The sequence below is a fragment of the Martelella sp. FOR1707 genome (assembly GCF_053484265.1).
In genome coordinates, this window is sequence record NZ_JBAKFP010000005.1 from 312,324 (window position 1) to 338,265 (window position 25,942).

Consider the following 25,942-nt stretch of genomic DNA (forward strand, 5'->3'; position numbering starts at 1 on the left):
CCGGGCGGCTTTCGCCGGACCGCAGTGATCAGGGACGCGTTCATCCGGACGCGACAGGCATGGTGAATAAGGTCGGCCGCGGCCTCACGCAAGACAGACGCAGGCGCTTCCTGCCGGGAGTGCGGCCATCCGTGTTCGTATTGATCGCGGCGCTGGGGCTCGCCTCGTGCCAGACCAACGATACCTTCTTCATCCTGCCGGAAACGCCTGCCAGCGCCGAGCAGACCGTCGACGCGCTGACCCGCAACGATCCGAACGCGGCGATGGGCGCGCGCGAGCATCCGCGCATTCTCGAGAGCTATGGCGGCCAGTACCGCGACCCGCAGGTGGAAAAACTGGTGGCCCGCGTGGCCGGCGCGCTGACGGCGGTTTCGGAGAATCCGCGCCAGACCTACCGGATCACCATCCTCAATTCGCCCAGCATCAATGCCTTTGCGCTGCCGGGCGGCTATCTCTATGTCACGCGCGGGCTGCTGGCGCTTGCCACCGATGCCTCCGAGATCGCCGCCGTGCTGTCGCACGAGATGGCGCATGTCACCGCCAATCACGGCATTGAGCGCCAGCGCCGCGAGGAAGCGGAAGCGATTTCCAACGAGGTGATTTCCGAGGTTCTGCCGGGCAATCCGGAGGTCGACCAGATCGCCGCGCGCGGCAAGATGCGCCTTGCCGCCTTCTCGCGCCAGCAGGAGCTGGAAGCCGACGCGATCGGCATCCGCATGCTGGCGGAAGCCGGCTACGACCCCTATGCCGCCTCGCGTTTCCTGCGCTCGATGGCGGCCTATGCGCAGTATGAATCGGCGGGCGCGGAGGGCGAGAGCCTCGACTTCCTGTCGAGCCATCCCAACACGCCGCGCCGTATCGAACTTGCCGCCCAGCAGGCCGCGCTCTATGACAATGTCGGCGCCTCGGAAGTCGGCCGCGATTATTTCCTGAACGGAATCAACGGGCTGCTTTACGGCAGCAATCCGGACCAGGGCTATATCCGCAACCGCGATTTCTATCATCCCAAGCTGCAGATCGCCTTCCAGGTGCCGCCTGGTTTCGTGATGACGGACAAGGCCAATGCGGTGGTCGCCACCGGACCCGGCGATGTCGCTATCCGTTTCGATGGGGTCAAGGCCAATGGCCGGCGCGATCTCGAGGAATATATCAGGAGCGGCTGGGTGACGGGGCTGGTCGATGGCTCGGTCCAGTCGACCACCGTCAACGGCATGCCGGCCGCGACCGCGAAGGCGGTTGCCGGCGACTGGGTGTTCGATGTCACGGTTATCCGCGATGGCGGCGATATCTATCGCCTGCTGACCGCCGCACCGCGCGGCAGCGGCGCGCTGGAGGATACCGCCTTTTCCGTGCGGTCTTCGTTCCGCAAGCTGTCGCCCGCCGAGGCCGCCGATCTGAAGCCATTGAGAATTCGCATCGTCACCGTTCAGCCGGGCGACACGGTCGCCAGCCTCGCCGCGAAGATGATGGGCACCAACCGCAAGCTCGCGCTGTTTCAGGTGCTGAACGCGCTGCCGCCGGGCGCAACGCTGTCGGCGGGCGAAACAGTGAAGATCGTTTCGCAGTAACGGGCGGGCCAACGCCTTCAGGCGATCGCCAGTTCCCCGGTGTTTTCGGATGTCATCGCCATCTTCAGCTTTTCAAGCGCCCTGGTTTCGATCTGGCGGACGCGTTCCTTGGAGATGCCAAGCTCCGCGCCGAGTTCGGCGAGCGTGGCGCTGTCGTCGGCAAGCTTGCGGGCGCGGATCACGCGGTTTTCCCGGGCGGTCAGCTTGGTCAGGGCGCGCTTCAGCCGCAGATGAAGCCGTTCGCCATCGATGATGCCGGAGACCTGCTCCTCGGGCAGCGGCGCGTCGCAAACCAGAAGGTCGATCCGCTCGGCGCCCTCTTCGCCGTCATTGCCGACGGGGGCCTGAAGCGAGGCGTCATTGCCGGAAAGCCGGGCGTCCATGACCTGCACGTCCGAGACCGAAACGCCGAGGCTGGCGGCGATTTCTTCGTAGATCGCCTGCGAGCTCATGCTGCGGTCGCGCGCGGCGATCTTTGCGCGCAGGCGACGAAGCTTGAAGAACAGCGCTTTCTGGGTGGAGCTGGTGCCGCCGCGTACGATCGACCAGTTGCGCAACACGTAATCCTGCATTGAGGCCCGGACCCACCAGCTTGCATAGGTCGAAAACCTGACGCCGCGCTGATGATCGAACCGTGCGGCCGCTTCCAGAAGGCCGACATAGCCTTCCTGCACCAGATCCGACTTGGGAAGGCCGAAGCCGCGGAACTTGCCGGCCATCGAGACCACCAGCCGCAGATGCGCCATCGCGATATCGTCGCGCGCATCGCTGTCGTCCTTCACCCGCCAGCGGGTGGCAAGCTCGGTTTCCTGTTCGCGTGAGAGATAAGGCGCTGCCATTGCTGCGCTGGCAATGCGGTGGTCCTGTACGTCGATATCCATGGCGTGGCTCCCGGAAGGCGCGTTGTTTGGGCCAACGAGGGCTTCGGGACGACAAGCGCATCCGTTGCTCCTCGAAAAGATCAACGCAAAGCGGGGCCATTTAGTTCAACGTAGAATTCATTTTTTCAGTTCAAAGGGCTGGATCATAAAAAAATCCGGCCTAAAAGACCGGATTTTTCATTCGATACACTGCTGGAAGCGCCTTGATCAGGCCGCTTCCTCGCGGGCGTCGTCTTCGTCTTCCGCCGCCTTGCCGCGCTTGGGGCCCTTGGCAAGGTGGGTTTCGATCAGGCGGACAGCCTCGGTTTCCGACATCTTGTTGACGGCGGCGATTTCGCGCGCCATGCGGTCAAGCGCCGCCTCATAGAGCTGGCGTTCGGAATAGGACTGCTCGGGCTGGTTCTCGGCGCGATAGAGATCGCGGACCACCTCGGCGATCGAGATCAGGTCGCCGGAATTGATCTTGGCGTCATATTCCTGCGCGCGGCGCGACCACATGGTGCGCTTCACGCGGGCCTTGCCCTGCACAACCTTCAGCGCGCGCTCGACGAAATCGGTCTCCGACAGCTTGCGCATGCCGATGCTCATGGCCTTGGCCACCGGCACCTTCAGGCGCATCTTGTCCTTGTCGAATTCGATGACGAAAAGCTCGAGCTTCATGCCGGCCACTTCCTGCTCCTCGATCGCGCTGATCGTGCCAACGCCGTGGGCAGGGTAGACGATCGACTCGCCGGGCTTGAAACCGTGGCGGCCGGCAGGTTTTTTCTGTTGTACTGTCATAGGCTTTCAAAAACTCCCTGTTACGCATCCGGCGGGCGCCGGTTCCGGACATGCATGATCCGGAGGGTGGGGCAACGGAGGTTGCCACCCACTGTTTCCATCGAACGGGCAACGAAAAGCGACGCGAAATCCCGATCTGAAGGCAAGGCCCTCAAAAATTCCGATTATTCGACGTTTGGATTGATTTCTTTCTTCGGCTTTTAAGACAAAGCTGCCGTTTTATGGGTCAGTGCCAATTATATAGCATGTCACGCAGCAGAAATCAATGAGCCGTGCACCCGTGACGCATCGTCACCGGCGGGAGGGTGGTCCATGGCCGACACGTAACCGAATTGGCGCGCTTCGCCAAGCCCAAAATTGTGCCCCGGCCGGAAAAAAAGCTGCGGTCGTTGACGATGCGTCAATTACCGGGGCATGCCGGAATAAGCCGGTCGGCGCGACGCTCAGTCGCCCGCGCCGGGCTTGTCGGAGAAGAATTTCTCGAACTTGTTTTCGACGCCGTCCATCTCCTCCGCCTCGGGCAGCGGCTCTTTCTTGATGGTGATGTTGGGCCAGGATTCGGAAAAATCGGCGTTCAGCTTCAACCACTTGTCGAGGCCGGGCTCGGTATCGGGCTTGATCGCCTCGGCGGGACATTCCGGCTCGCAGACGCCGCAATCGATGCACTCATCGGGGTGGATGACGAGAAAATTCTCGCCCTCGTAGAAACAGTCCACCGGGCAGACTTCGACACAATCGGTATATTTGCACTTGATGCAATTATCGGTCACGACATAGGTCATGAAAGACTCCAGAAAAGCGGCCGGCGCGCGCCCATTGAAACCGAAAACCGGTTCGCCGCGGGCTTCGCACCCATAAACTCTGCCCGGAACTACCGGCTTTCAAACGGCCGGGCAAGACCATTTCATGCTCGAAACCGGGGCGTGACGGGTAGAACTTTCCAAACCCGCGCCGACAATTCAGTCGCCGCGCAGTTTCGAAAGGTCGCGGCGCTCCTTCTTGGTCGGCCGGCCGGAACCGGGGACCCGCTGGGCCTGTTCGAAGGCGTTGAGCTTTTCACGCGCTTCCGGCGGTGGGCTGATATCCTCGTAGAGCGTCTGCGCTTCGGCAAACGGCCCCCGGCGAGTGCCGGGCGCGCGCACAATCACGTGGACATCGCGTCGCTCCAGCGCAACGACGAGCTTGTCGCCGTCGCCGACATCGACGCTCGGGCGGATGACCCGCGAACCGTTGAGCCGGACATGGCCGTCGCGCACCAGTTTCTGCGCCAGCGAGCGCGATTTTACGATGCGCGCGAAGAACAGCCATTTGTCGATACGCTGTTTTTCGGCGGCCTCGTCCATGGTTCTAGCGCTTCATCTGCTCTTTCAGGGCGGCAAGCTTGGCGAACGGCGAATCGGGATCGATCGGCTTGTCCTTTTCGCGGCGCGGCGGGCGCTGGTTCGCGTGATCGTCCTTGCGGTCGCGGCGCGGGCCCTTGCCGCCTTTCCCGCCCTTTCCGCCGCGGTCGTTCCTGCCGAAACGCTCGCCGTCGCCGCGGTTCTCACCGGCCTCGCCACCGCCCTTGCGGCCGCCCTGCTGCCCGCGCCCGCGGCCTTCGCCGCGCTGCTGGCCACGGCCATGCTGGGGACGGGCGTTGCGTTCATTGCGGCCGGCCTGGCGCCAGAGAAGGACAGGCTTGGGCTCTTCTTCCGGCTTGTCATCGCCCGTTGTCTCGCCGGTCTCTTCAGCCTTTTCGGCGGCGCGGGCGCTGTCCGAGCTCGCCGGTTCTTCAGCCGGCGTGGCGGTCGGCTGCGCGGTTTCAGCCTCGGCGGCTTCCGTTTCCGCCGGGGAGGCTGCTTCGTTGTCTGCCGACTCGACCGCAGCGGATTCCTCGCTCGCCGTCGATGAATCGACAGTTTCTTCGGCAGGCTTTTCGGCTTCGACGGGCTTTTCCGCGACGGCCTTCTTGGCGACGGTTTCCACAGTCACGCCGCTCGGGGCCTGGCGGGCGGCCTTTTCGGCATCGCGCGCGGCCTGGATTTCGGCAAGGGTCGCGACCTCTTCTTCCGAGGCGATGTCGGCGCGATAGCCGAGGCCCTTGAGGATTTCCTCCATATCATCGGCGGTCGCGCCGAGGATCGACATCATCGCCGGCGTGGTGACGAAGCGGCGACCGTCGAACGCGCCTTCCGGCCGGGGCGAACCGCCTTCCGGCTTCCACTGCGTCAGCGGGCGGATGAGGTCGGCGAGACGCTCGAGAATGTCGATGCGCACGGCGCGCTTTCCGAGGAAGCGGAAACCGGCGAGCTTGTAGAATTCGCGCTCATAGGACGGATCGGTGACGACCGAGGTGCGGCCGGCGGCCAGCACCGAAATCAGGTCGCCATAGCCGGGCTTCTCAAGTCCGTCATTCTTCAGCGCCCAAAGCAGCGTGATCATCTCCGCCGGCGCCGGCTTCAGCAAAGCGGGCATGAACACGTGATAGGCGCCGAACCGCACGCCGTAGCGGCGCAGCGAGGCGCGCGCATCCTGATCCAGCGACTTGACCTCATTGGCGACATCGCGGCGGAACAGCACGCCGTAGGCTTCGACAAGCTGGAAGGCGAGGCCGCGGGCAATGCCTTCGAGATCCTCGGCATTGGCGAGATCGTCGAGCGGCTTCAGCACGGTCTGGATCTGGTGATTGACGTAGCGTTCGATACGGGCTGCGACATGATCGCGCGCCGGACCGGTCAGCTGCTCGTCGGCAAGCAGGATCACGCGCGGGCGCAACACGTTGTCGGAGGCGACAAGCCGGGCCACGGGATCGCCGAGCCAGCGCACGGTGCCCGACGCATCAAGCGCCAGGTCGCCATTGCCGGAGGCATGCAGCCGCGCGGCGCGCGCCTCGAACTCCAGCGCGAGCGCCTTCAGCGCCGCCGCTTCGATCGCCTTGGCATCGGGACCCTCGGCCCCGGACACGGCTTTGAAACGGAAGCCCGCCAGTTCCCCCACATGATGTCCTTCGACAAAGACATCACCATTCACGCTCACTTCAGCTTCAAGCATCGCATTCTCTCTCAGGCGCTTCATCAGCACAGATGTCCTGCGGTCAACGAAGCGTTTCGTCAACCTCTCATGCAGCGCATCTGACAGCCGATCCTCGATTTTCCGTGTCTTTTCCTGCCAGTGTGTCGGATCGGCAAGCCATCCGGGCCGGTTCGAAACATAAGTCCATGTTCTGATCTGGGCAATCCGCGCCGACAGCGTGTCGATTTCGCCATCGATCCGGTCGGCGTGTTTTACCTGCTTTGCCAGAAAATCCTCGTCCACCGTGCCGTGCTGGACAAGGTCCAGATAGAGCGAGGCGATCAGTTCGGCATGCTGGGCGGGGGTGATCCGGCGATAATCCGGCAGCGCGCACGCCTCCCACAAAAGCTCGATGCGGGCGCGGCGATCGGCCTTGCCGGCAACGTCGGGATTGCGCGCCAGAAATTCGAGCGCGCGCTGGTCGACTGCCGGCAGGGCCCGCGTCAGGCCCGGCACGCGCGGTACGTCGTCAAGGCTCGCCTTCAGGCTGTCGAGCGAGGAGAAATCGAGCGCCTTGGAACGCCATTGCAGCACGCGGACGGGATCGAACTGGTGTGATTGCAGCCGTTCCACGAGTTCATCGTCGAATGGCGCGACCCGGCTGGTGACGCCGAACGTGCCGTCGCGCATGTGGCGTCCGGCGCGGCCCGCGATCTGGCCGAGTTCGCCGGGATTGAGGTTGCGGTACTGATGGCCGTCGAACTTGCGGTCCTGGGCGAAGGCGACGTGGTCGACATCGAGATTGAGCCCCATGCCGATCGCGTCGGTCGCCACCAGATATTCGACGTCGCCGTTCTGGTAGAGCTCGACCTGGGCGTTGCGGGTGCGCGGCGAAAGCGCGCCCAGCACCACGGCCGCGCCGCCGCGCTGGCGGCGGATCAGCTCGGCGATCGCATAGACCTCGTCGGTGGAAAAGGCGACGACGGCGGAGCGCCGCGGCAGGCGCGTGATCCGCTTTTGGCCGGCATAGAAAAGCTGCGACAGCCGGGGCCGCTCGACCACGGAAATGCCGGGAAGCAGTTTCTGCAGGATCGGCCGCATGGTCGACGAGCCGAGAAGCAGCGTTTCCTCGCGTCCGCGCAGATGCAGAATGCGGTCGGTGAAGATGTGGCCGCGCTCCATGTCGCTGGCGAGCTGCACCTCGTCGATGGCGACGAAGGCGACATCGGCCTCGCGCGGCATGGCTTCCACGGTGCAGACGCTGAAGCGCGCCTTGGGCGGGGCGATTTTCTCCTCGCCGGTGATCAGCGCGACATTGTTGACGCCGACGCGTTCGACGATGCGGGTATAGACCTCGCGCGCCAGAAGGCGCAGCGGCAGGCCGATGACGCCGGAGGAATGCGCCACCATGCGCTCGATCGCGAAATGGGTCTTGCCGGTATTGGTCGGACCGAGCATCGCGGTAACGCCGCGCCCGCTCAAGATCATTGCTTCAGAATTCAATGTCCGGTCCCGAATGATATGGCCGGGGCCAAAGTCTCGCCCCCGACGGTCTTTGATATCCGCGCGGGCCGGCTCCATCGGCCCGCAGCGGTCGCTCGCCTATAGATGGCCTGCCGATCGCCGACAAGCAAGAGGGCCCTCCGGATTTCGGCTGCGAAAACGCCGTTCCGTTAAGTTTTGGAACAGATGCGAACGAATCACAGACGAATCGCTGACTCTGCTATTTTCCCGATTTGTTCACGGCTAGATATTGCGGAAACGGACTGTGCGCGGTCCACATCTGGATTCGGTTTTTTCGCGGGATGCCGGCGGAGGACCGGATTCGGCCGTCGCGTTAACCATTTGCCTCAACGCGGCAGAAGACCCGCTTGGCGCAGGTCATCGAGACAGGAACGGCTGACGGGGAGGCGGTCGCCGGCGGTGGTTTCGACGAACACCTTGCCGTTCTCGCGCCGGACGGCGGAAACGGCCTTAAGCGCAACCCAATGGGAGCGGTGGATTTGCAGACCCGCTGTCGGCGCGGTCTCCTCGATGGCATCCTTCAACCGGATCAGCAGCATGTGGCGGCCCGCTCCGGTGGTGACCTCGACATAGTGGTCGCTGACGCTGAGCGAGATCAGCGGTCCGCGTTTTTCGACCGGCAGGCGCGTTAGCAGTCGCGGCGGTTCGGGCCTTTGCGGCGTCTCCGCTTCCACCGACTCGTCGCGCGCAAGAAGCTCCATTGCCGCAACGGCGGCGGTGGCGATGATGAAGGCATGGGTCGCGGTCGCGGCAATCGCGGCGGGCGCGAGCGCCGCAAGGCCCTCGACCGCGATCGTGACAGGCAGCACGGCGATGGTGGCGGCAAGGCCCGCGACAAAAACGACGGCCACAAGCGCGTAATGGCGCGGCGTCCGGCGGGCTCTCAGGTGAAACCGCGTCCACTTCGCAAAGAAATGCGCCGCCCAATAGGTCAGAAACGTGGTTGCCGCCCAGAAGGCGAAGCGCCCGGCGAGCGAAAACGCCGATTGCGTATCGAAAGGGCCGGACCAGGCGAGCACGGCGGCGAGGATAAGAAGCAGGCCATGCACCCGCCAATTGGCGAGATCGCGCCGCATCTGGCGAAGCGTGAATTGCAGGCCGCTGTCATTCGCGAAGTTTTCGCGCAGTTCGTTCATTCCCTGTTTTCCCGCTGGCTCGGAATGTTATGGCAGCGGCAGAGGTTATCGTTTCCCGAAGATGAAAGGAACAGCGGACATGTTTATCGACATTATCACCGGCACGCCCCTTTACGTCTGGCTCATCCTGGCGCTGCTCGTCTATCGCGGCGTGAAGCGGCTTTATCCGCGCGATGTTCATCTGCGCGCCTTCGTGATCCTGCCGCTTCTGTTTCTGTTTCTCGCAGGTCACCGGCTGGCTACGCTTGACTACACCCATGCGGTGCTTGTCGGGCTCGTCGGCGGCCTCATTGTCGGCGCGTTGCAGACGGTCATGCTGCGGCCGCAGGATCGGCTTTCCTATGCCGGCGGGAACCGCGCCCATGTCGAGGGCGAATGGCACACGCTGGCGATGGTTCTGGCGCTGTTTGCCGCGCTCTATGCGCAGAATGCCGGCCTCGCCGTAAACCCGGCGCTCGCCAACAACGTGCCGTTCATGCTCGCGGTCAACGCCGTCATCGGCCTTGCCACCGGCTTTTCCACCGCTCGCGCCGCGGCCTATCTGCTCAAGGTAAAGAGGTTCGCAAAAGCCGGTGAAAGTGCTTCGCATTAACTTTCAGGTCAAAGCCGGAACGAATCAGCGACGAATCGCTTACCGGTCGATCTTCCGGTTTTGTTCACCGCTAGATATGGTGCGGGAAGGATTTGTTAACCATATTTTTCAAGCGGTTGGCGCGGGGGACGCGCGCCGCCGTTAACCTTTTCCGCGGCGCCTTCGGAAGATGGGCTGGGAACAAAATTTTGCCCGGCCGCGTTTAGGCTGCGAACATATGACCGGAGAGGGCAATCACATGCTGGGCACCATTCTTCTTATTATTCTGATATTGCTGCTGATCGGCGCGCTGCCGCGGTGGGGTTATTCCACCAACTGGGGCTACGGGCCGTCCGGCGGTCTCGGCCTCGTGCTGCTGATCGTCATAATCCTGCTTCTGGCGGGCTATATCTGACAAAGACTGAAGAACATTGGAGACCTGACATCATGAAGAAGACCGTTATCGCCATCGCATTCATTCTTCCGCTGGCCGCTTGCACCACGCAGGAACGCAACACCGCTGCCGGCGCCGGCATCGGCGCGGGCGTGGGCGCGCTTGCCACCAACAGTGCCGGCGGCGCCGTGGCGGGCGGCCTGATCGGCGGCGGCATCGGCGCTGCAACGGCCAACTGATCGCCAACGCGCCGGTCGGGCGAACCCCGGCCGGCGATCCTTATCGAAAGCGGCGCGCGCCCAGGGCTGTCGCGTCAAGATCGGCTCGCAGCATCCCCCCGCTCGTCGATCCAGGCGTCGCTTTTTGCGACGCCTTTTCTTTTGTGCTCAGGCGCGTTCCACGCACATCGCAACACCCATGCCGCCGCCGATGCAGAGCGTGGCGAGGCCCTTTTTCGCGTCGCGCCGGCGCATTTCGTAAAGCAGCGTGGTCAACACCCGCGCGCCGGACGCGCCAATTGGATGGCCGAGCGCGATCGCCCCGCCATTGACATTAACCTTCTCCGGATCGAGCGCCAGTTCGCGCACCACCGCACAGGCCTGCGCCGCAAACGCCTCGTTGGCCTCGATCAGGTCGAGATCGCCGACCTGCCAGCCGGTCCTCGCCAGCGCCTTTTGCGATGCCGGGATCGGGCCCGTGCCCATCACCTGCGGATCGACGCCGGCGGTCGCCCATGACACGATCCGCGCCAGCGGTGCGATGCCGCGCTTTTCGGCATTGGCCGCATCCATCAGCACCAGCGCCGCCGCGCCGTCATTGATGCCGGAGGCATTGCCGGCGGTCACGCTGCCGCCATCCATGAAGGCCGGGCGCAGGCGCTCAAGCGCGTGCGCGGTCATGCCCTCGCGGATGCCCTCATCCTGATCGACCACCACCTCGGATTTGCGGCCGGCGACCGTGACCGGCACGATCTCGTCGGCGAAGCGGCCTGCTGCGCGGGCGGCCTCGGCGCGGTTTTGCGATCGAGCGGCATAATCGTCCTGCACCGCCCGGCTCAGACCCCAGCGCTCGGCGATGTTTTCCGCCGTCACGCCCATGTGATAGCCATAGAAGGCGTCGACCAGCCCGTCCTTCAGCATGGTGTCGACCATGGCGGCGTCGCCCATGCGCGTTGCGCTGCGAAGATGGGCGCAATGCGGCGACAGCGACATCGATTCCTGTCCGCCCGCCACCACGATCTCGGCATCGCCGGCGATGATCTGCTGCATGCCGAGCGCGACGGCCCGAAGCCCCGATCCGCAGAGCTGGTTGATGACGAGGGCGGTCTTCTCGGCCGGCATGCCGGCGGCCATCGCCGCCTGACGGGCGGGGTTCTGGCCGGCGCCCGCCGTCAGCACCTGGCCGAGGATCGCCTCGTCGACATCAGCCGGCGAAACGCCCGACCGGGCAAGCGCTTCGGCGATCGCCACGGCCCCCAGCTCATGGGCGGGCACGCTGGAAAGCGCGCCGCCCAGAACGCCGATCGGCGTGCGCGCCGCGCCTGCAATAATAATGGCCGAACCGGACATGTTTCTCTCTCCCCATTTCACGATAGCGGCACTGTGCAGAAGCCGGTTTGCGAAGTCAAACGGGCCGCCGCCGCCGCTTTGCCCCGCAGCAAAGACCCCGCCGCCGGCGTCGCTGCATTGCGACAAAATCATTGTACCGGGGCCGGTTTTGAGGTTACATCAGAGCGGGAAGAGGAAACAGATCGCGGGAGGAGGCACAATGCCCGTAAGCGACGGACCGACAATCATCAAGAAATACGCGAACCGCCGGCTCTACAATACCGGCACCAGCAGCTACGTCACGCTGGAAGACCTGGCCGACATGGTGAAAAGAGGAGAGGATTTCACCGTGAAGGACGCCAGGGCCGGCGACGACATCACCCACACCGTACTGACCCAGATCATCTTCGAACAGGAGGCGAAGTCCGATCAGGCGATCCTGCCGGTGTCATTCCTGCGCGAGATCATCGGCTATTACGGCGACCAGATGCAGGCCATGCTGCCGGGCTTTCTCGACAACGCCATGAAGGCATTTTCCGAGCAGCAGACCCATATGCGCGAGCAGATGGACAAGGCGCTCTACGCCAATCCGCTGAAACGCGAATATTACCGCAAGGAAGAGGCCGCGCGTCAGGCGGGCCTCGCCGCGACACGGTATCGCGATGCGGCGGAAGAGGAAGAACTCGAAGGCATGCACAATGCCGCGGCCGGCGACCTCGATGACCTGCGCCGCCAGCTGCGGGTGCTGCAGGACCGTATCGACAATATGTGAGCGAGGCCGGGCGGAAACGCCCGGAATTCGACGCGCAACAGCAAAAAGCCGCCCCACGGGACGGCTTTTTCAATTCAGCGGAAATGCTGCCTGATGGATCAGGCGTTTTCCTTCGGCGTCAGGACCTGGCGGCCGCGATACATGCCGGTCTTCAGATCGATATGATGCGGGCGGCGCAGTTCGCCGGAGTTCTTGTCTTCGACATAGGTCGGAGCCTTGAGAGCGTCTGCAGCACGGCGCATACCGCGCTTGGACGGGGTCGTTTTTCTTTTCGGTACAGCCATTGGACTACTCCACTTGAGGCGCAAGGCTCAATCGACGGCGGGTGAAACCACCGCAAGATCGTCCCTGGAATTCTTGAAATTTGGCGCGCTTATACAGGGCAAACCGGCGTTTGACCAGTCCCCCCGGCATTTTTTTGACTCTTGCGGCAACCGGGACGAAACCGGGCCTCAGACTTCGTCTTCGGGAACCACCCAGCTTTCGGCAAGCGCGCCGTCGCGCCAGCGCTGGAAGGCCGGCACGCTTTTGATGGCATTCATATAGGCGAGCGATGTCGCATTGTCGATGAGTTCATAGACTTCGAAGCGGTTGACCACCGGCGCATACATCGCATCGGCCGCCGAAAAGCTGCCGAACAGGAATGGCCCGCCCGAGGCCTCAAGCGCGTCGGCCCACAGTGTTTCGATGCGCCGGACATCGGCTTTGACGGCGTCATCGATGGCAATCGGCGCGGGCTTGCGCCCGAAATTCATCGGGCAGGCGCCGCGCAGCGCCCTGAAACCGGCATGCATTTCGGCCGAGACCGCGCGCGCCGCCGCCCGCTCCACCCTGTCGACGGGCCAGAGCTGGGCTTCCGGGTAGAGTTCGGCGACATATTCGATGATCGCGAGCGATTCCCAGACCCGGAACTTGCCGTGATGCAGCACCGGCACCTGACCGACCGGCGAGACCTCGCGGAAGCGCGGGTTGCCGGCGGGAAAATCGAACGGGATCAGCACTTCCTTGAACGGAATCCCGGCAGCCTCCATCGCCAGCCATGGCCTGAGCGACCATGAGGAGTATTTCTTGTTGCCGATATAAAGTGTCAAATCGCTCATGCTTCACCCTTCCGTTTGCGCGGGAGTTAAACGCATTTTCCCGCCCGGCGCCAACAACAATGTCGAATGTCAGTCATAAAGGCAGGTGATATAGGCGCCCGAGCGCCCGGCCAGCCGCTCTACGCGGGCGGCAAGGTTCTGCATGTGACGGCTCGGGGCCGCGGCCTGCCGGCCCACCGGATCGGGCAGCGAAACGGCGAGCAGTGCCGCCTGCCGCGCCGTCAGCTCCGAAGCCGAGACGCCGAACTGTTCGCGCGCCGCCGCCTCGATGCCGAAGGTCTCCGGTCCCCATTGCGCGATGTTGAGATAGATCTCCATGATCCGCTTCTTGGGCCAGACGATATCGGCGGAGATCGCCAGCGGCAGTTCCAGCGCCTTGCGGATATAGGAGCGGCTATTCCAGAGGTAGAGGTTCTTCACCGTCTGCATCGGTATCGTGCTCGCCCCACGCACCGCCTTGCCGGCCAGCGCATCCTCGACCACGGCCTTGTACTCGCCCCAGTCGATGCCGTCGTGATTGCAGAACTGCCCGTCCTCCGACATCATCACCGATTGCACCAGCACCGGCGCGATCTCATCGAACGGCACCCACTGCCGGTCGTAACCGGTAAAAAGCCGGGTCATCATCGGCACGGATACGGGGTGCACGAAGGAAGGCCGGTAGAGCGGCAGCAGCAGGTAGGGCAAAAGCACGATCACGATGATGACGATCACGCCATAGCGGATCAGGCGGCGAAACAGCGACCGGTGGGGAGCCTCATCCTCATCGTCTTCCGGCATGTCATCGTCGCGCATCGGTTCTTTAGCTTTCGTGAAATCCGCCCCTTCCATAGCGTGATGCGGGCGCCAAGAAAAGCCGTGGCGCCCGTGCATGGAAGCGCGCGCGAAACCGCTTGAACGCCGCGCCCCCTCGTGCCAAGACATGGCCCCATGTCAGAGACCGAATTCACCACCCGCCTTGAAAGCGCCCGCAAGGACGTCGAAGCCTGCCTCGACCAACTGCTCGGCCCCGAGCCGCTTGACGGCGAAACCGCGCGGCCGGAAACGCTGATGGCGGCGATCCGCCACGGCGTGCTGAACGGCGGCAAACGCTTCCGCCCGTTTCTGGTGATCGAGACCACCCGGCTTCTCGGCGGGCCGGCGGATGCGGCGCTCAGGGTGGCCGCAGCACTTGAATGCATCCACTGCTATTCGCTGATCCATGACGACCTGCCGGCCATGGATGACGACGATCTGCGTCGGGGCCGGCCGACGGTGCACAAGGCCTTCGACGAGGCCGCCGCGATCCTCGCCGGCGACAGCCTGCTGACGCTCGCCTTCGATATCATCGCCGACGATGCGACCGGGCTTGAGCCCGCAGCCCGTCTTGCCCTTGTCAGCGCGCTGTCGCGGGCGTCGGGCATCGGCGGCATGGCGGGCGGCCAGGCGCTTGATCTGGCGGCGGAAAAGACCCCGCCGGACGAGGCCGGAATCGTCACCCTTCAGGCGATGAAGACCGGCGCGCTGATCCGGTTCGCGGCGGAGGCCGGCGCGATCATTGCCGGCGCGGGGATAGACGAGCGTGCCCGGCTTGCCCGGTTCGGCGCGGTGATCGGCCTTGCCTTCCAGCTTGCCGACGACCTTCTCGATCTGAGGGCCGATGCCGAGACCATGGGCAAGGCAACCGGCAAGGATGCCGGGCGCGGCAAGGGCACGCTGGTCTCGCTTAACGGCGATGCCTGGGCGGAACGCCGGCTGACGGAGCTGGTCGAAGAGGCCGAGGCCCTGCTTAGCCCCTTCGGCGCGCGGGCCGCGACGCTGATCGCCGCCGCCCGCTTCGTGGCCTCACGCGAGAACTGAGGTCTGCGCGGAGCGGATGAAGGCTGCGCTCAGTCGTTACCGATGACGCGGTTGCGCCCGGCTTCCTTGGCTTCGTAGAGCCGCTGGTCGGCCTCGGCGATGAAGCGGTCAAGCGTGTCGCCTTCCACGGGAATGGCGGAGTAGTAGCCGATGCTCACCGTCAGCGGCTCGACATTCTCCCCATGCTCTACCGGCCGCGCCTCCACCTTGGCGCGCAGGTTTTCATGAAAAGCGTGGATCTCCTGCGGCCCTCCGGCGATGTGATAGGCAATGAATTCCTCGCCGCCATAGCGCGCCACCAGATCTTCGTCCCTGAGGAAATGGGACCGGAAGATTGCGGCGAGATGTTCAAGGCAGGCATCCCCGAAAACATGACCCAGCCGGTCATTGATCGGCTTGAAATGGTCGACATCGAGCATTGCCAGGGTAAAGCGCTCGCCATCGCGCTGGCACTGTTCGAAGATCTCTTCGGCGCGGGTAATGAAATAGGTGCGGTTATAGAGCCCGGTCAGGCCGTCGGTGATCGAGGTCTGTTGCAGCAGGTCGTTGGCCGTGTTCAGCGCCCTGTTGAGCAGTCTTAATTTACGCACCCAGTAGAGGAAGACGAGGAACACGATGGCGATCAGCGCCGCGGTTGCGAACAGCAGGCGATAGTCGATCGTGCGCTTGAACGGTGCAAGCTTCTGGCGGTTGAGGATGCGGTTGACCTCGGTGGGATCGAGCGTGGCGATCAGCTTTTCGAAAATATCGCCAAGGGCCGGCTCGTCGGCCGCGGTGGCGGCGACCACCTGGACGTTTTCGGATATCCGGCCCGAGATCTTGACGTCATTGGTCCCCTTGGCGGCAATCAGATAGACGAGCGTATCGAGCGGGCCGACGACCGCATCAAGCTCGCCCCTGAGCACGGCATCAAGTCCCTTGCTCTCGCTGGTGAGCGCAACGAGGATCACGTCGGGATAGCGCGACTTCAAGACAGCCAGCGGCGCATGGCTCGGGACCACGCCGACGCGCTGTCCCGCAAGGTCGCGCATGCTCTCCACGAAGGGCGCTTGCAGCGGGCTTGCCACCGCGAGCGCGACGTCGAGATAGGCAGGCGCTAGCTCGAACGCCTTCGCGGTGAAATCATCATTCACAACAAAGGGCAGCACGTCGCAATCGGCCAGGGTTGCGTTGCGTTCGCTTTCGTCTGCCAGCGGCACCGGCTGGATCTGCCAGGAGAAATCGCCATTCTGGCTTAAAAGCGAAAGAATATCGGCAACCGCGCCGGTAAAATCGCCGTCGCGTTCGATCAGTGTGTAGGGCGGAGATTGCGGATCAACGCACACCCTGAGCGGCCCTTTTGCGTCAAGATAGCCGCGTTCGATTTCATTGAGCACGGGCCGGCTGCGGTCGATTCCGGCCAGTGGCGGGCCGAGCCAGCGGTTTTCCATTTCCTGCCAGCGCGCGGTCGGGATCGAGGCGAGCACGCTGTCGATAATGCTCGCGAGATAGGGATATTTCGGCGAGACGCCGAAGCGCAGGTCCTCGCGCTCGACGCCGTCCATCAGGAATTCGCCGCCGATCTCGATATTGATCAGACCGTCGCGGCGGATGATGGCATTGCCGTTGCTCAGCGAAATGATGGCCGCGTCGATCTCGCCATCGGCAAGGGCATGCATCAGCGCTTCCTGGCCGTCATATTGGCGCACGTCGTCAAACCGCGCCGAAACCGCCTCGGCATAATAGATGTCGCGGCCGATCCCGATCCGCTTGCCGTCAAGATCGGCGATATCCCGGTAGGGCCCGAAGCCGGAGCGCACGAAAACCGCATTTGGGATGCGGTGATATTCGTCGGAAAACAGCGTAAAGTCGCTGCGCGCTTCGGTGTACGAGATATTGGTGATGATATCGAGCTCGCCAGCCTTGAACCGCCGCAACAGTTCGGCCCAATTGTCATAGACCGGCTCGAACGAAAGCCCCGTGCTGGCGCTGATATACTGGGCGAGGTCGACGGCAAGCCCCTGTCCGCGTCCGTTTTCAAGATAGCTGAAGGGCTGGTAGTCGATAATGAAGCCGATCGACAGCGGCGGCGCCTCCTCGATGAAGACCTGCTCCTCCGGCAGCAGCCTGAGCAGGCCGGCATTCGCCGCGCGTCCGGTGCGGTAGGTCAGCCAGCGCCCGGTGATTTCGTCCAGCGTTTCGGCGGGTAGCGCCAGCACGGCCTTTTGCAGGATCGAGGCAAGTATCGCGTTGTCGCCGGGCCGGTCGAGAACGCCAAGCCGGAAGTCCTCGAGTGACACCGCTGTCAACGGGAGCGCGCCGGCGACCGCCACATTGGTAAACCCGTTGTCGCGGATAAAGAAATTGCCGGTGAGCTCGGCCCCGAGCGCGCCATCGACCCAGCCGAAGGCTACCGCGGCCATCAGGTCTCGATAGCTTTCATATTCCTGGACCTGGAAGCCGGCGTCTTTCAAGGCGTTGGCGAAGTAGATGTCGCGGATCACCCCGAGCCGCCGCTCTTTAAGCGCTTCCAGGTCGGTGAGGTCGCCAAGCGGATTGTCGACATTTTCGAACAATATGGTGCGGCGCAGGTGATAGGGTTCGGTGAAGGCGATGAAGGGCGCGCGCTCTTCGGTCAAGGAAATATCCGCGATCGCGTCCAGCCCGCCCTGGCGGAATTGTCCGTATATCTCCGGCCACAAGCCCAGCCGGACAGCGAAATCAAGTCCGGTCATTTCGGAGATCGCGTCCAGCACGTCCACCGACCAGCCCATGATCTTGCCGTTGAGGTAGAAGGAATAGGGCTCATTGTCGGCCACGAGCCCGACGCTCGCCACCGGGTGGGCGGCGATATAGGCCCGTTCCTCATCGGTGAGGTCGAGCGGCTCGGCCGCAAGCGCGCCGGCCGCAAGGGTCGTTAACAGCAGAATGAGGGCGAAGACCGGCGTCGCCAGCTTTCGGAAAATGCCTGTCGCCGATGTCGGGCCGCGATTTTCGCTCAGGCTGGTCTCATCCATGCTGCCTTCTCAGTTTATGGCTCACCGTTCCAATATCAAATAGCACACAACTGGCCCGCGCCAAGCTTACTTCCGCAGCAAGGCCGTTTTGACATGGCGGGCATCTGAGACCGGCAACAGGTCCAAGCGCCTTCGGCGGCCGGATTGGAGGGGCAGCTTCCCCTCCCGCCTCAGCCGCTGCCGATGATCATGCCGGCGGCCAGCACAAGGCCGCCGCCGAGCACGACCTGGAAGGCGGCGCGCATAAACGGGGTTTCCATATATTTGTTCTGGATGAAGGCGATCGCCCAGAGTTCGAAGAACACGATCACGATGGCGATGATCGTCGCGGTCCAGAATTCGGGGATCAGATAGGGCAGCGCGTGGCCGAGCCCGCCGAGCATGGTCATCACGCCGGAGGCGATGCCGCGCTTGATCGGTGAGCCGCGACCGGAAAGCTTGCCGTCGTCATGGGCGGCCTCGGTGAAGCCCATGGAAATGCCGGCGCCGACGGCCGCCGACAGGCCGATCAGGAAGGTCTGCCAGGTGTCCTGCGTGGCGAAGGCGGCTGCGAAGATCGGCGCAAGCGTCGAGACCGAGCCGTCCATCAGCCCGGCAAGGCCCGGCTGCACCCAGGTCAGCAAGAACTGGCGGTGTTCCTTGGCGGCCTCCTCGTCGCGTACGTCTTCCGGCGCGTGTTTTTCGGTCAGCGTTTCGGCGAGCTCCTCATGCGCCTCCTCGGCGATGGCGAGATCGCCCAGGAGCTTGCGGGTATCGGCATCGGAAACCTGGTTCATGGCGGCGCGGTAGAAACGCTGGGCCTGCTCCTCCATCAGCACCGCCTGACGGCGGATCTTCTCCAGCGACAGCGTCTTCATCAGCCAGTCGGGCCGGCGTTCGAGGAAGCCGCGTACATGCTCGCGCCGGACCAGCGGTATGTCATCGCCGAAGCGGCGCTTGAACATGTCGATCAGCATGCGCCGGTGGCTGTCCTCGACCTCGGCCATATCGTCGAAAATCCGGGCGCTGTCGGGAAATTCACCGCGCAGATGGGCGGCATAGGCCTTGTAGATGCGGGCATCGTCTTCCTCGGAGGAGATCGCAAGCGCCAGCATTTCGGCTTCGCTCAGGGACGAGAAGTCGCGCTTGGCGCGACCAAAAAGGGGCAGGACCATGGGACTGATTCCGGTTTTAGTTTAGAATAATTCTAAATCGGAAATCGCCGAAGGTCAAATGGGTAATCAGGGTTTCTTGCCGATAAGCGCTGCAACAAAATCGGGAACGGCGGTCGAGGCCGAACCGGTCCGGCATTCGCTGAACAGGCTGTTCCCGGTCGCTTGTAGATTGATCTCGACCGTATGCGCGCCCGCGGATGCGGCCGCCGCCACGAAGCCGGCGGCGGGATATACCGTGCCGGACGTGCCGATCGCCACGAACAGCGCGGCCTTTTCCAGCGCGACCTCGATCGCGTCCATATCGTAGGGCATTTCGCCGAACCAGACGATATCGGGGCGCAGTGAGGGGCGGCTGCAGCTTGAACAGAAACAGTCGCGGTCGAGATCGCCTTCCCAGTGCTGGTGGCTGCCGCATTCATAGCATAGCGCGGAATCGAGCCGGCCATGCATGTGCAGCATCCGCTTCGAGCCAGCCCGTTCATGCAGGTCGTCAACATTCTGGGTGATCAGCAGGAAATCGCCGTCCCAGGCGTTTTCGAGCGCAGCAAGCGCATTGTGGGCGGCGTTCGGCGAAGCCTTCGCGGCCTCGCGGCGGCGCATGTTGTAGAAATCGAACACCAGATCGGGGTTTCTGTGAAACCCCTCGGGGGTCGCCACGTCCTCGATGCTGTGCCCCTCCCAGAGCCCGCCCTGATCGCGGAATGTGGCAAGGCCCGATTCCGCCGAAATGCCGGCGCCGGTGAGGACAACGATCGGGGAGCTGGTGTCAATCTTCATGGGTCACGCCTGTCTCGGGCCCCGGGCGCATCGCCTGGGGTTGATGTCAACGCAACGAGGCGACAGGCAGGTCGGTTCCGGTTTCGACCTTGACCCAGCGGCCGCTGTCGAAGGAGGCCTGGCGCTTGAGGAAGGTGTAGGGCGTATCCGACCAAGCGAGCACATCGTCATTCAGATTGTCGAGAATGAAGTCGCCGTCATTGGTGCGCAGCGTCAGCACCGCATGGCCTTCGCCGTTAGGCTTACGGACCACGGTGATCAGCAAATCGGAGGCGGAGATGCCGACCTTCATCAGGCGGCGGCGCTTTTCCAGCACGAAATCCTCGCAATCACCGGCGCCGCTCACGGGATAGGCCCAGACTTCCTCGCGGCCGTAAAGCTCCTCGTCGGTCATCGGCTCGATTTCGGCATTGACCGCGCTGTTGATGGCAACCACCGTCTTCCAGCCGAAATCCGTCAGCCGGGCGGCGATCGTGCTTGCGGTGTGGGGCGCGCAATCGCGGCGGTGCTGTTCGCAGAATTCGAAATGGCCGATCGGCTGGGAGGTGACCCCGCCCACCGGCATGGCGGACGCGGCAAGCGCGGGCGCCGCGAAGCCGAGGCCCATAATGGCGCAGAGAGCCGAGATGATCAGTCTATCCAAACGAGGCACGCTATACCCATCCGCCCTTGAATTCTTAACAAAGAGTTAAGGAGAAATAGGGCGATGAGTCAATCAGCGTAGGGGGCCGGCGGACGGAGATCTTAAGAAATGGTTAACCGGCGCGGTGTTCAGCCGCCGTCTCAAGAAGGCCGGAAAGCGCGGTCAGCATGCGGGCAATGTCCTCGGGCCGCGAAAGGCGGTGGTCGCCATCCTGCACCAGCGTCAGCACCACATCGTCCGCCGGCAGATGCGACATCAGCTTCAGCGCGTGCTTGTAGGGCACGTCCGGGTCCTGCTTGCCCTGGATGATGTGCACCGGGCAGCCGGTCTCGATAATGCCGGTCAGCACCATGTTGCGCCGGCCGTCATCGAGCAGCGCCGCGGTATAGATGGTCGGTTCCGGCCCGTAGATCGACTGTTCCTCGAAATAGCCGTTCTCGGCCAGCGCCTTGCACTGGGCGTCCGTCAGGTCGGGCTCGATCAGTTCGCTGGTGAAGTCGGGTGCGGGCGCGAGCAGCAGAAGCCCGTCGATCGCCGGCGCGCCTTCCTTGCCCTTCAGCTCCTGCACGGCGCGAAGCGCCAGCCAGCCGCCCATGGACGAGCCGATGATGATGACCCGTTCGGGCGCGGCATGTTCGATTGCCGCGAGTGCATCGGCAAGCCAGCGGGAAATCGTGCCGTCTTTGAACGCGCCTTCGCTCTCGCCATGGCCGGTATAGTCGAAGCGCAGCATGGAAAGCCCGTTTTCGCCGGCATAAGCGTCGAGCGCCTCCGCCTTGGAGCCCAGCATGTCCGAGCCATAGCCGGAGAACCAGACGAGGGTGGGCGCATCGCCCCGCCCCTTGCGAAGGCGCATGGCGATCTTGAGCGGCCCGTCGCCGTGATCGATTTCGGTGTAGGTCAGCTGGCTCTCGTCGTTCATCGTGCTCTCCATCCTCGTCCCGGGCGCCGCCGCGACCCTCAAAACGCCTGCAAACGCGCGCTTTTGGCGATCGGCAGGTGATTTTCTTTTTCCGCTGTGTTATTGACACATCGGCTGTAACAACCATTTGTGTCCAACACGTGCAAGTTTTTGTGCAGTTGGCGCTTACGCAGCCGAATTTCAACAAGTCGTCGAATTTCAACAATTTGAGGAGACAACGACCATTCGCAGACCCCACAGAGCCGCTCCCCCGACCAAGGAAGGTCCCCGCGCCAACCGTGACATCCGCATCCGCGAAGTCCAGTTGATTGACGAGGACGGGGAGAACAAGGGCGTCGTACTGACTGAAGATGCGTTGAGAATGGCTGAGGAAGCCGGGCTTGATCTCGTCGAGATCGCCCCCAACTCGACGCCGCCCGTTTGCAAGATTCTCGATCTGGGCAAGCTGAAATATGCCAACCAGAAGCGCGCCGCCGAGGCACGCAAGAAGCAGAAGATCGTCGAAGTCAAAGAAATCAAGATGCGTCCCAACATCGACACCCATGATTATCAGGTGAAGATGAAGGCGATGAACAAGTTCTTCGAGGAAGGCGACAAGGTGAAGGTCACGCTCCGCTTCCGCGGGCGCGAAATGGCGCACCAGGAACTGGGCATGAAGCTTCTGTCCCAGGTCAAGGAAGACACCGCCGAAATCGCAAAGGTGGAGGCCGAGCCGAAGCTCGAAGGACGCCAGATGCTGATGGTGCTGGCGCCGAAATAAGCTTCTCGCCGTCGACGAATGATGACAGGCCGTCCGGGAAAACCGCCCGTGACGGTCTCTGTCTTTTTGTCGCGGCGGAGAGGTTGCACAATAAGGGCAAAGCGCGTATACACGCGCCGTCCGAGCGGGCCGGCAGGGCATGCCGTGTCCGCTCCAAATGCGAAGCCGGGGTTCGTCTCCCGGCGCAATCAATAAAACGGAGTAGCAAAATGCCCAAGATGAAGACGAAATCGTCGGTCAAGAAGCGGTTCAAGGTTACCGCGACCGGCAAGGTGAAGTCGGCAGCCGCCGGCAAGCGCCATGGAATGATCAAGCGTTCCAACAAGTTTATCCGCGATGCGCGCGGCACGATGGTTCTGGCGGAGCCGGATGCCAAGATCGTCAAGCAGTTCATGCCTTACAGCAAGTAACGCCCGCTAACCGAGATAGATTTAAGGAGATCATGATATGGCTCGCGTAAAACGTGGCGTTACCGCCCACGCCAAGCACAAGAAGGTCATCAAGCAAGCCAAGGGCTTCTATGGCCGCCGCAAGAACACCATCCGCACGGCCAAGGCCGCTGTCGACAAGTCCAAGCAGTACGCCTATCGCGACCGCAAGGTGAACAAGCGCAATTTCCGCGCTCTGTGGGTCCAGCGCATCAACGCCGCCGTGCGTGAACATGGCCTGACCTATGGCCGCTTCATCGACGGTCTGAACAAGGCCGGCATCGAAGTCGACCGCAAGGTTCTGTCCGACATGGCGATCCATGAGCCGGAGGCATTCGCAGCCCTGGTTGCCGCTGCGAAGAAGGGCCTGGAGTACCTCAAGAAGGAAGGTACCGCCAACGAGTTTGAAAGCGCTGTAGCTTAAGCCAGCGCTTCCCGACCTATACGACATTTGGGAAACCCGCGCTGGCAGGACCAGTGCGGGTTTTTCGCATTCAGACGATCACACTTACGGACCGTTATCGGTCCAGGCGGCAGCAGGAAGACGAGAACATGTCCGATCTTGATGATCTGAAGACAAAGCTGATGGACGAGATCGCGGCGGCCTCCGACGAGGCGGCGATCGAGGCGGTGCGCGTCAACGCCATCGGCAAGAAGGGCTCGGTGTCGGAGCTTTTGAAGACGCTCGGCAAGATGGACCCGGAGGAGCGCAAGACCCGCGGTGCCGCCATCAACGCGTTGAAGACCGAGGTCTCCGATGCGATTTCCGCCCGCAAGGCCGAACTGAAGGATGCAGCGATCGCCGCGCGTCTCGCCGCCGAAACGGTGGACGTGACGCTGCCGGTACGGCCCTCTCCGTCTTTGTCCGGCCGCATCCATCCCGTCAGTCAGGTGATCGACGAAATCACCGCCATCTTCGGCGATATGGGCTTTTCGATAGCCGAGGGTCCGGAGATCGAGACCGATTATTACAATTTCACCGCGCTGAATTTCCCGGAAGGCCATCCCGCCCGCGAGATGCACGACACCTTCTTCTTCAATCCGGACGAAAACGGCGAGCGCAAGGTGCTACGAACCCACACCTCGCCGGTGCAGATCCGCTCGATGGAAAGCCAGGAGCCGCCGATCCGCATCGTCGCGCCCGGCAAGACCTACCGGCAGGATTCGGACGCCACCCACTCGCCGATGTTCCATCAGCTCGAAGGCCTTGTGATCGACAAGACCACCCATGTCGGCCATCTGCGCTGGACGCTGGAGGAATTCTGCAAGGCCTTCTTCGAGGTCGACAGCGTGACCATGCGCTTCCGCCCGTCCTTTTTCCCGTTCACCGAGCCCTCCTTCGAGGTCGACATCCAGTGCGACCGCTCCGGCGACCAGGTGAAGTTCGGCACCGGCACGGACTGGATGGAAATTCTCGGCTGCGGCATGGTGCACCCGAACGTTCTGCGCCATTGCGGCCTCGATCCGGATGTCTATCAGGGCTTCGCCTGGGGCATGGGCCTCGACCGCATCGCCATGCTGAAATACGGCATGCCGGATCTCCGCGACTTCTTCGCCGCTGACGAGCGCTGGACCAGCCATTACGGCTTCCGCCCGCTGGATATCCCGACGCTATTCGGCGGTCTGTCGTCATGACCGAGCTTCCGGAGCGCTACAGGGACGCCGTCCAGTTTGAGTTCGGCGATACGCCGGCGCTGAAGGACGAGCTTCTGACGCTGGTGCTCGAGGGCAAGAAGACGGCGACCTGCACCGCGCTCAGGGATGTGAAGGACGCGCAGGAACCGATGCCCGAGATCGGCCGCCGCGACGTGGTGCTCGACGGCGCCGGCAAGCCCGCCGCCGTCATCGAGACGACCGAGGTGACGGTTCGCCGGTTTGACGAGGTTGACGAGGCGTTCGCGCGGGACGAAGGCGAGGGCGACCTGTCGCTCGAATACTGGCGCGAAGGCCACGAGGCCTATTTCGCCCGCAATGGCGGCTTTGCGCCGGACATGGAGCTGATCTGCGAACGGTTCCGGCTGGTGGAGACGCTGGGTGAATACAGGCGCGGGGCGGAGTCGTGAGGAAGGAATGCCGACACTGCTGATCTGGCATGGCTACAAGTTTCGGTTTTACGCCCTCGATCAGGGCGAGCCGGCGCATGTTCATGTCGTGAAGGATGGAAAGTCCCTTAAGGTCTGGTTGGAGACAATGGCCGTCGCCCGCAACATTGGGTACAATGAACGCGAGATCGAAAGGGTACGGGCGGTCATCGCCGAACACCGAAACGAGTGGATCGGAGTGTGGAATGACTTCTTTGGAATTTGAGACCGAGGCAATGCGTCCGGTGAAAGCATGGTGCACGAATGGTGAGGTCCATGTGACCCTCGCCGACGGCCGCACCATATCCGTCCCGCTCTGGTGGTATCCGTTTCTGAACGGACTTGATGCGGATGGACTGAACGATATCGAGCTCATGTATGAGGGCATCTGGTGGACGCGGGCCGACGAGGGGATTTCGGTGAAGAGTATGTTTCTTGGGCAGAAAATGCCGGGAGCCAAAGAACCGGAAGGGGTGGCGTAGGAATGCGATGCCCACGGTTCTTCGAAAATACGGCATACGTTTCCACTTCTACGGTTCGGACATGGGCGAGCCGCCGCATATCCATGCGTCCGGTCAGGGCGGAAAGGCAAAGGTCTGGCTCCATTCCGGCGAGATGGCGGAATGCAAAGGCTTCAATACCGTCGATGTGAAGCGTATTCTGTCGGTGGTTGAAGAACACAAGGTCGAGTTTTTGGAGGCATGGGATGACTTCTTCGGATCCGTATCCTGAACATGAGCGACCGGTCGCAGCATGGTGCGATCCGGCGCATGTGCATGTGCGCCTCGCTGATGACCGCGAAGTGGTGACGCCGCTCTGGTGGTATCCCCGGCTCCTGGCGGCAAGCCCGGCCGAGCGGAACAATGTCGAGCTGATGCTTGATGGCGTTCATTGGCCTGATGTGGATGAAGACCTGTCCGTTCGCGGGATGCTGAGTGGGTGGAAGTATCCGAACGCGGTTGAGCCGAGGGAAGTAGCTTGACGAAATACCACATGCGTCGTGCTCGGGCTTGGCCCGAGCATCCAATCCTCTCTGACGCGATGTTGTGAGCATATAAGCCTGGGGATGGTCCGGGCG

The 25,942-nt window shown here is 62.9% G+C and carries 30 protein-coding genes; 15 read left to right on the forward strand and 15 right to left on the reverse strand.

Features of this window, described 5'->3' with window-relative positions; translation table 11 throughout:
• Positions 1-59 precede the first annotated feature (59 nt).
• Positions 60-1,568: a M48 family metalloprotease gene (locus V6765_RS15720; protein ID WP_448430415.1), complete on the forward strand. Its 1,509-nt coding sequence runs from the start codon at positions 60-62 to the stop codon at positions 1,566-1,568.
• Positions 1,569-1,585: 17 nt separating this feature from the next.
• On the opposite strand, the gene V6765_RS15725 is transcribed toward V6765_RS15720, so the two are convergent.
• The 6 genes from V6765_RS15725 to V6765_RS15750 form a co-directional block, all read right to left on the reverse strand.
• Positions 1,586-2,449, reverse strand: a complete 864-nt coding sequence (locus tag V6765_RS15725) for an RNA polymerase factor sigma-32 (protein ID WP_448430417.1) — start codon at positions 2,447-2,449, stop codon at positions 1,586-1,588.
• 207 nt (positions 2,450-2,656) lie between these two features.
• Entirely contained in the window at positions 2,657-3,229 is a 573-nt protein-coding gene (locus tag V6765_RS15730; RefSeq protein WP_230720069.1) for a CarD family transcriptional regulator, read from the reverse strand.
• Between the two features lie 443 nt (positions 3,230-3,672).
• Entirely contained in the window at positions 3,673-4,011 is a 339-nt protein-coding gene (gene fdxA / locus V6765_RS15735) for a ferredoxin FdxA (RefSeq protein WP_230720070.1), read from the reverse strand.
• Positions 4,012-4,188: 177 nt separating this feature from the next.
• On the reverse strand, positions 4,189-4,572 hold the full coding sequence (locus V6765_RS15740) for an RNA-binding S4 domain-containing protein (RefSeq protein WP_448430420.1): 384 nt from the start codon (positions 4,570-4,572) through the stop codon (positions 4,189-4,191).
• A gap of 4 nt (positions 4,573-4,576) precedes the next feature.
• Positions 4,577-7,708, reverse strand: coding sequence for a helicase-related protein (locus V6765_RS15745; protein WP_448430928.1), 3,132 nt, complete (start codon positions 7,706-7,708; stop codon positions 4,577-4,579).
• Between the two features lie 362 nt (positions 7,709-8,070).
• Entirely contained in the window at positions 8,071-8,880 is an 810-nt protein-coding gene (locus V6765_RS15750) for a LytTR family DNA-binding domain-containing protein (RefSeq protein ID WP_448430422.1), read from the reverse strand.
• A gap of 79 nt (positions 8,881-8,959) precedes the next feature.
• Between V6765_RS15750 and V6765_RS15755 the strand changes: the two genes are divergently transcribed.
• The 3 genes from V6765_RS15755 (at position 8,960) to V6765_RS15765 (ending at position 10,084) form a co-directional block, all read left to right on the forward strand.
• Positions 8,960-9,472, forward strand: coding sequence for a DUF6622 family protein (locus V6765_RS15755; protein WP_448430424.1), 513 nt, complete (start codon positions 8,960-8,962; stop codon positions 9,470-9,472).
• Between the two features lie 238 nt (positions 9,473-9,710).
• A complete protein-coding gene (locus tag V6765_RS15760; RefSeq protein WP_018067473.1) occupies positions 9,711-9,866 on the forward strand; it encodes a DUF3309 family protein in 156 nt (51 codons plus the stop codon).
• A 32-nt stretch (positions 9,867-9,898) separates the two neighbouring features.
• Complete coding sequence (locus V6765_RS15765) at positions 9,899-10,084, forward strand: hypothetical protein (protein WP_448430426.1); 186 nt, start codon at positions 9,899-9,901, stop codon at positions 10,082-10,084.
• A 147-nt stretch (positions 10,085-10,231) separates the two neighbouring features.
• On the opposite strand, the gene V6765_RS15770 is transcribed toward V6765_RS15765, so the two are convergent.
• Complete coding sequence (locus V6765_RS15770; RefSeq protein WP_448430428.1) at positions 10,232-11,413, reverse strand: acetyl-CoA C-acetyltransferase; 1,182 nt, start codon at positions 11,411-11,413, stop codon at positions 10,232-10,234.
• A gap of 199 nt (positions 11,414-11,612) precedes the next feature.
• Here V6765_RS15770 and phaR point away from each other — a divergent pair, with 199 nt between their 5' ends.
• Positions 11,613-12,164, forward strand: a complete 552-nt coding sequence (gene phaR / locus V6765_RS15775) for a polyhydroxyalkanoate synthesis repressor PhaR (protein WP_448430430.1) — start codon at positions 11,613-11,615, stop codon at positions 12,162-12,164.
• Positions 12,165-12,262: 98 nt separating this feature from the next.
• Here phaR and rpmF read toward each other — a convergent pair whose 3' ends face one another.
• The 3 genes from rpmF to V6765_RS15790 form a co-directional block, all read right to left on the reverse strand.
• Complete coding sequence (rpmF, locus tag V6765_RS15780; RefSeq protein ID WP_133282438.1) at positions 12,263-12,448, reverse strand: 50S ribosomal protein L32; 186 nt, start codon at positions 12,446-12,448, stop codon at positions 12,263-12,265.
• A 168-nt stretch (positions 12,449-12,616) separates the two neighbouring features.
• Positions 12,617-13,264, reverse strand: a complete 648-nt coding sequence (locus V6765_RS15785; protein WP_448430432.1) for a glutathione S-transferase family protein — start codon at positions 13,262-13,264, stop codon at positions 12,617-12,619.
• 69 nt (positions 13,265-13,333) lie between these two features.
• Positions 13,334-14,059 (reverse strand): biosynthetic peptidoglycan transglycosylase, encoded by a 726-nt coding sequence (locus tag V6765_RS15790; protein WP_448430434.1) that lies wholly within the window; start codon positions 14,057-14,059, stop codon positions 13,334-13,336.
• A gap of 135 nt (positions 14,060-14,194) precedes the next feature.
• On the opposite strand from V6765_RS15790, the gene V6765_RS15795 reads away from it, so the two are divergent.
• Positions 14,195-15,103, forward strand: a complete 909-nt coding sequence (locus tag V6765_RS15795; RefSeq protein ID WP_448430436.1) for a polyprenyl synthetase family protein — start codon at positions 14,195-14,197, stop codon at positions 15,101-15,103.
• Between the two features lie 29 nt (positions 15,104-15,132).
• Here V6765_RS15795 and V6765_RS15800 read toward each other — a convergent pair whose 3' ends face one another.
• The 5 genes from V6765_RS15800 to V6765_RS15820 form a co-directional block, all read right to left on the reverse strand.
• A complete protein-coding gene (locus V6765_RS15800) occupies positions 15,133-18,099 on the reverse strand; it encodes a diguanylate cyclase (RefSeq protein WP_448430438.1) in 2,967 nt (988 codons plus the stop codon).
• 170 nt (positions 18,100-18,269) lie between these two features.
• Positions 18,270-19,253, reverse strand: coding sequence for an iron exporter MbfA (gene mbfA / locus V6765_RS15805; protein ID WP_448430440.1), 984 nt, complete (start codon positions 19,251-19,253; stop codon positions 18,270-18,272).
• Positions 19,254-19,319: 66 nt separating this feature from the next.
• Positions 19,320-20,030, reverse strand: a complete 711-nt coding sequence (locus V6765_RS15810) for an NAD-dependent deacylase (protein WP_448430442.1) — start codon at positions 20,028-20,030, stop codon at positions 19,320-19,322.
• Positions 20,031-20,076: 46 nt separating this feature from the next.
• Positions 20,077-20,637: a transglutaminase-like cysteine peptidase gene (locus tag V6765_RS15815; protein WP_448430930.1), complete on the reverse strand. Its 561-nt coding sequence runs from the start codon at positions 20,635-20,637 to the stop codon at positions 20,077-20,079.
• A 148-nt stretch (positions 20,638-20,785) separates the two neighbouring features.
• The gene (locus V6765_RS15820) at positions 20,786-21,595 is read right to left on the reverse strand and encodes an alpha/beta hydrolase (RefSeq protein ID WP_448430444.1); all 810 of its coding nucleotides are present in this window, start codon (positions 21,593-21,595) and stop codon (positions 20,786-20,788) included.
• A gap of 223 nt (positions 21,596-21,818) precedes the next feature.
• Here V6765_RS15820 and infC point away from each other — a divergent pair, with 223 nt between their 5' ends.
• The 9 genes from infC to V6765_RS15865 all read left to right on the forward strand — a co-directional run bounded on the left by infC (position 21,819) and on the right by V6765_RS15865 (position 25,846).
• Complete coding sequence (infC, locus tag V6765_RS15825; protein ID WP_448430932.1) at positions 21,819-22,355, forward strand: translation initiation factor IF-3; 537 nt, start codon at positions 21,819-21,821, stop codon at positions 22,353-22,355.
• Positions 22,356-22,564: 209 nt separating this feature from the next.
• A complete protein-coding gene (rpmI, locus tag V6765_RS15830) occupies positions 22,565-22,765 on the forward strand; it encodes a 50S ribosomal protein L35 (protein ID WP_448430446.1) in 201 nt (66 codons plus the stop codon).
• Between the two features lie 37 nt (positions 22,766-22,802).
• Positions 22,803-23,207, forward strand: a complete 405-nt coding sequence (rplT, locus tag V6765_RS15835; protein ID WP_448430448.1) for a 50S ribosomal protein L20 — start codon at positions 22,803-22,805, stop codon at positions 23,205-23,207.
• A gap of 128 nt (positions 23,208-23,335) precedes the next feature.
• Positions 23,336-24,418 (forward strand): phenylalanine--tRNA ligase subunit alpha, encoded by a 1,083-nt coding sequence (pheS, locus tag V6765_RS15840; RefSeq protein ID WP_448430450.1) that lies wholly within the window; start codon positions 23,336-23,338, stop codon positions 24,416-24,418.
• Positions 24,415-24,846 carry an ASCH domain-containing protein gene (locus tag V6765_RS15845; RefSeq protein WP_448430452.1) on the forward strand — a complete coding sequence of 144 codons (432 nt, stop codon included), beginning with the start codon at positions 24,415-24,417 and terminating at the stop codon, positions 24,844-24,846. Before pheS ends, V6765_RS15845 begins: the two co-directional genes overlap by 4 nt.
• A 7-nt stretch (positions 24,847-24,853) precedes the next feature.
• Complete coding sequence (locus tag V6765_RS15850) at positions 24,854-25,090, forward strand: DUF4160 domain-containing protein (RefSeq protein WP_448430454.1); 237 nt, start codon at positions 24,854-24,856, stop codon at positions 25,088-25,090.
• The gene (locus V6765_RS15855; protein WP_448430456.1) at positions 25,071-25,346 is read left to right on the forward strand and encodes a DUF2442 domain-containing protein; all 276 of its coding nucleotides are present in this window, start codon (positions 25,071-25,073) and stop codon (positions 25,344-25,346) included. The genes V6765_RS15850 and V6765_RS15855 overlap by 20 nt, the downstream gene beginning before the upstream one ends.
• A 7-nt stretch (positions 25,347-25,353) precedes the next feature.
• Positions 25,354-25,596: a DUF4160 domain-containing protein gene (locus V6765_RS15860; RefSeq protein WP_448430458.1), complete on the forward strand. Its 243-nt coding sequence runs from the start codon at positions 25,354-25,356 to the stop codon at positions 25,594-25,596.
• A complete protein-coding gene (locus V6765_RS15865; protein WP_200335658.1) occupies positions 25,571-25,846 on the forward strand; it encodes a DUF2442 domain-containing protein in 276 nt (91 codons plus the stop codon). The genes V6765_RS15860 and V6765_RS15865 overlap by 26 nt, the downstream gene beginning before the upstream one ends.
• Positions 25,847-25,942 lie beyond the last annotated feature (96 nt).

What these genes read in the sequence shown, in the direction of transcription:
- V6765_RS15720 (WP_448430415.1), top strand. Translation starts at nt 60, where the DNA reads ATGGTGAATAAGGTCGGCCGCGGCCTCACGCAAGACAGACGCAGGCGC.
- V6765_RS15725 (WP_448430417.1), bottom strand. Translation starts at nt 2,449, where the DNA reads ATGGATATCGACGTACAGGACCACCGCATTGCCAGCGCAGCAATGGCA.
- V6765_RS15730 (WP_230720069.1), bottom strand. Translation starts at nt 3,229, where the DNA reads ATGACAGTACAACAGAAAAAACCTGCCGGCCGCCACGGTTTCAAGCCC.
- fdxA (WP_230720070.1), bottom strand. Translation starts at nt 4,011, where the DNA reads ATGACCTATGTCGTGACCGATAATTGCATCAAGTGCAAATATACCGAT.
- V6765_RS15740 (WP_448430420.1), bottom strand. Translation starts at nt 4,572, where the DNA reads ATGGACGAGGCCGCCGAAAAACAGCGTATCGACAAATGGCTGTTCTTC.
- V6765_RS15745 (WP_448430928.1), bottom strand. Translation starts at nt 7,708, where the DNA reads ATGATCTTGAGCGGGCGCGGCGTTACCGCGATGCTCGGTCCGACCAAT.
- V6765_RS15750 (WP_448430422.1), bottom strand. Translation starts at nt 8,880, where the DNA reads ATGAACGAACTGCGCGAAAACTTCGCGAATGACAGCGGCCTGCAATTC.
- V6765_RS15755 (WP_448430424.1), top strand. Translation starts at nt 8,960, where the DNA reads ATGTTTATCGACATTATCACCGGCACGCCCCTTTACGTCTGGCTCATC.
- V6765_RS15760 (WP_018067473.1), top strand. Translation starts at nt 9,711, where the DNA reads ATGCTGGGCACCATTCTTCTTATTATTCTGATATTGCTGCTGATCGGC.
- V6765_RS15765 (WP_448430426.1), top strand. Translation starts at nt 9,899, where the DNA reads ATGAAGAAGACCGTTATCGCCATCGCATTCATTCTTCCGCTGGCCGCT.
- V6765_RS15770 (WP_448430428.1), bottom strand. Translation starts at nt 11,413, where the DNA reads ATGTCCGGTTCGGCCATTATTATTGCAGGCGCGGCGCGCACGCCGATC.
- phaR (WP_448430430.1), top strand. Translation starts at nt 11,613, where the DNA reads ATGCCCGTAAGCGACGGACCGACAATCATCAAGAAATACGCGAACCGC.
- rpmF (WP_133282438.1), bottom strand. Translation starts at nt 12,448, where the DNA reads ATGGCTGTACCGAAAAGAAAAACGACCCCGTCCAAGCGCGGTATGCGC.
- V6765_RS15785 (WP_448430432.1), bottom strand. Translation starts at nt 13,264, where the DNA reads ATGAGCGATTTGACACTTTATATCGGCAACAAGAAATACTCCTCATGG.
- V6765_RS15790 (WP_448430434.1), bottom strand. Translation starts at nt 14,059, where the DNA reads ATGCGCGACGATGACATGCCGGAAGACGATGAGGATGAGGCTCCCCAC.
- V6765_RS15795 (WP_448430436.1), top strand. Translation starts at nt 14,195, where the DNA reads ATGTCAGAGACCGAATTCACCACCCGCCTTGAAAGCGCCCGCAAGGAC.
- V6765_RS15800 (WP_448430438.1), bottom strand. Translation starts at nt 18,099, where the DNA reads ATGGATGAGACCAGCCTGAGCGAAAATCGCGGCCCGACATCGGCGACA.
- mbfA (WP_448430440.1), bottom strand. Translation starts at nt 19,253, where the DNA reads ATGGTCCTGCCCCTTTTTGGTCGCGCCAAGCGCGACTTCTCGTCCCTG.
- V6765_RS15810 (WP_448430442.1), bottom strand. Translation starts at nt 20,030, where the DNA reads ATGAAGATTGACACCAGCTCCCCGATCGTTGTCCTCACCGGCGCCGGC.
- V6765_RS15815 (WP_448430930.1), bottom strand. Translation starts at nt 20,637, where the DNA reads ATGGGCCTCGGCTTCGCGGCGCCCGCGCTTGCCGCGTCCGCCATGCCG.
- V6765_RS15820 (WP_448430444.1), bottom strand. Translation starts at nt 21,595, where the DNA reads ATGAACGACGAGAGCCAGCTGACCTACACCGAAATCGATCACGGCGAC.
- rpmI (WP_448430446.1), top strand. Translation starts at nt 22,565, where the DNA reads ATGCCCAAGATGAAGACGAAATCGTCGGTCAAGAAGCGGTTCAAGGTT.
- rplT (WP_448430448.1), top strand. Translation starts at nt 22,803, where the DNA reads ATGGCTCGCGTAAAACGTGGCGTTACCGCCCACGCCAAGCACAAGAAG.
- pheS (WP_448430450.1), top strand. Translation starts at nt 23,336, where the DNA reads ATGTCCGATCTTGATGATCTGAAGACAAAGCTGATGGACGAGATCGCG.
- V6765_RS15845 (WP_448430452.1), top strand. Translation starts at nt 24,415, where the DNA reads ATGACCGAGCTTCCGGAGCGCTACAGGGACGCCGTCCAGTTTGAGTTC.
- V6765_RS15850 (WP_448430454.1), top strand. Translation starts at nt 24,854, where the DNA reads ATGCCGACACTGCTGATCTGGCATGGCTACAAGTTTCGGTTTTACGCC.
- V6765_RS15855 (WP_448430456.1), top strand. Translation starts at nt 25,071, where the DNA reads ATGACTTCTTTGGAATTTGAGACCGAGGCAATGCGTCCGGTGAAAGCA.
- V6765_RS15860 (WP_448430458.1), top strand. Translation starts at nt 25,354, where the DNA reads ATGCCCACGGTTCTTCGAAAATACGGCATACGTTTCCACTTCTACGGT.
- V6765_RS15865 (WP_200335658.1), top strand. Translation starts at nt 25,571, where the DNA reads ATGACTTCTTCGGATCCGTATCCTGAACATGAGCGACCGGTCGCAGCA.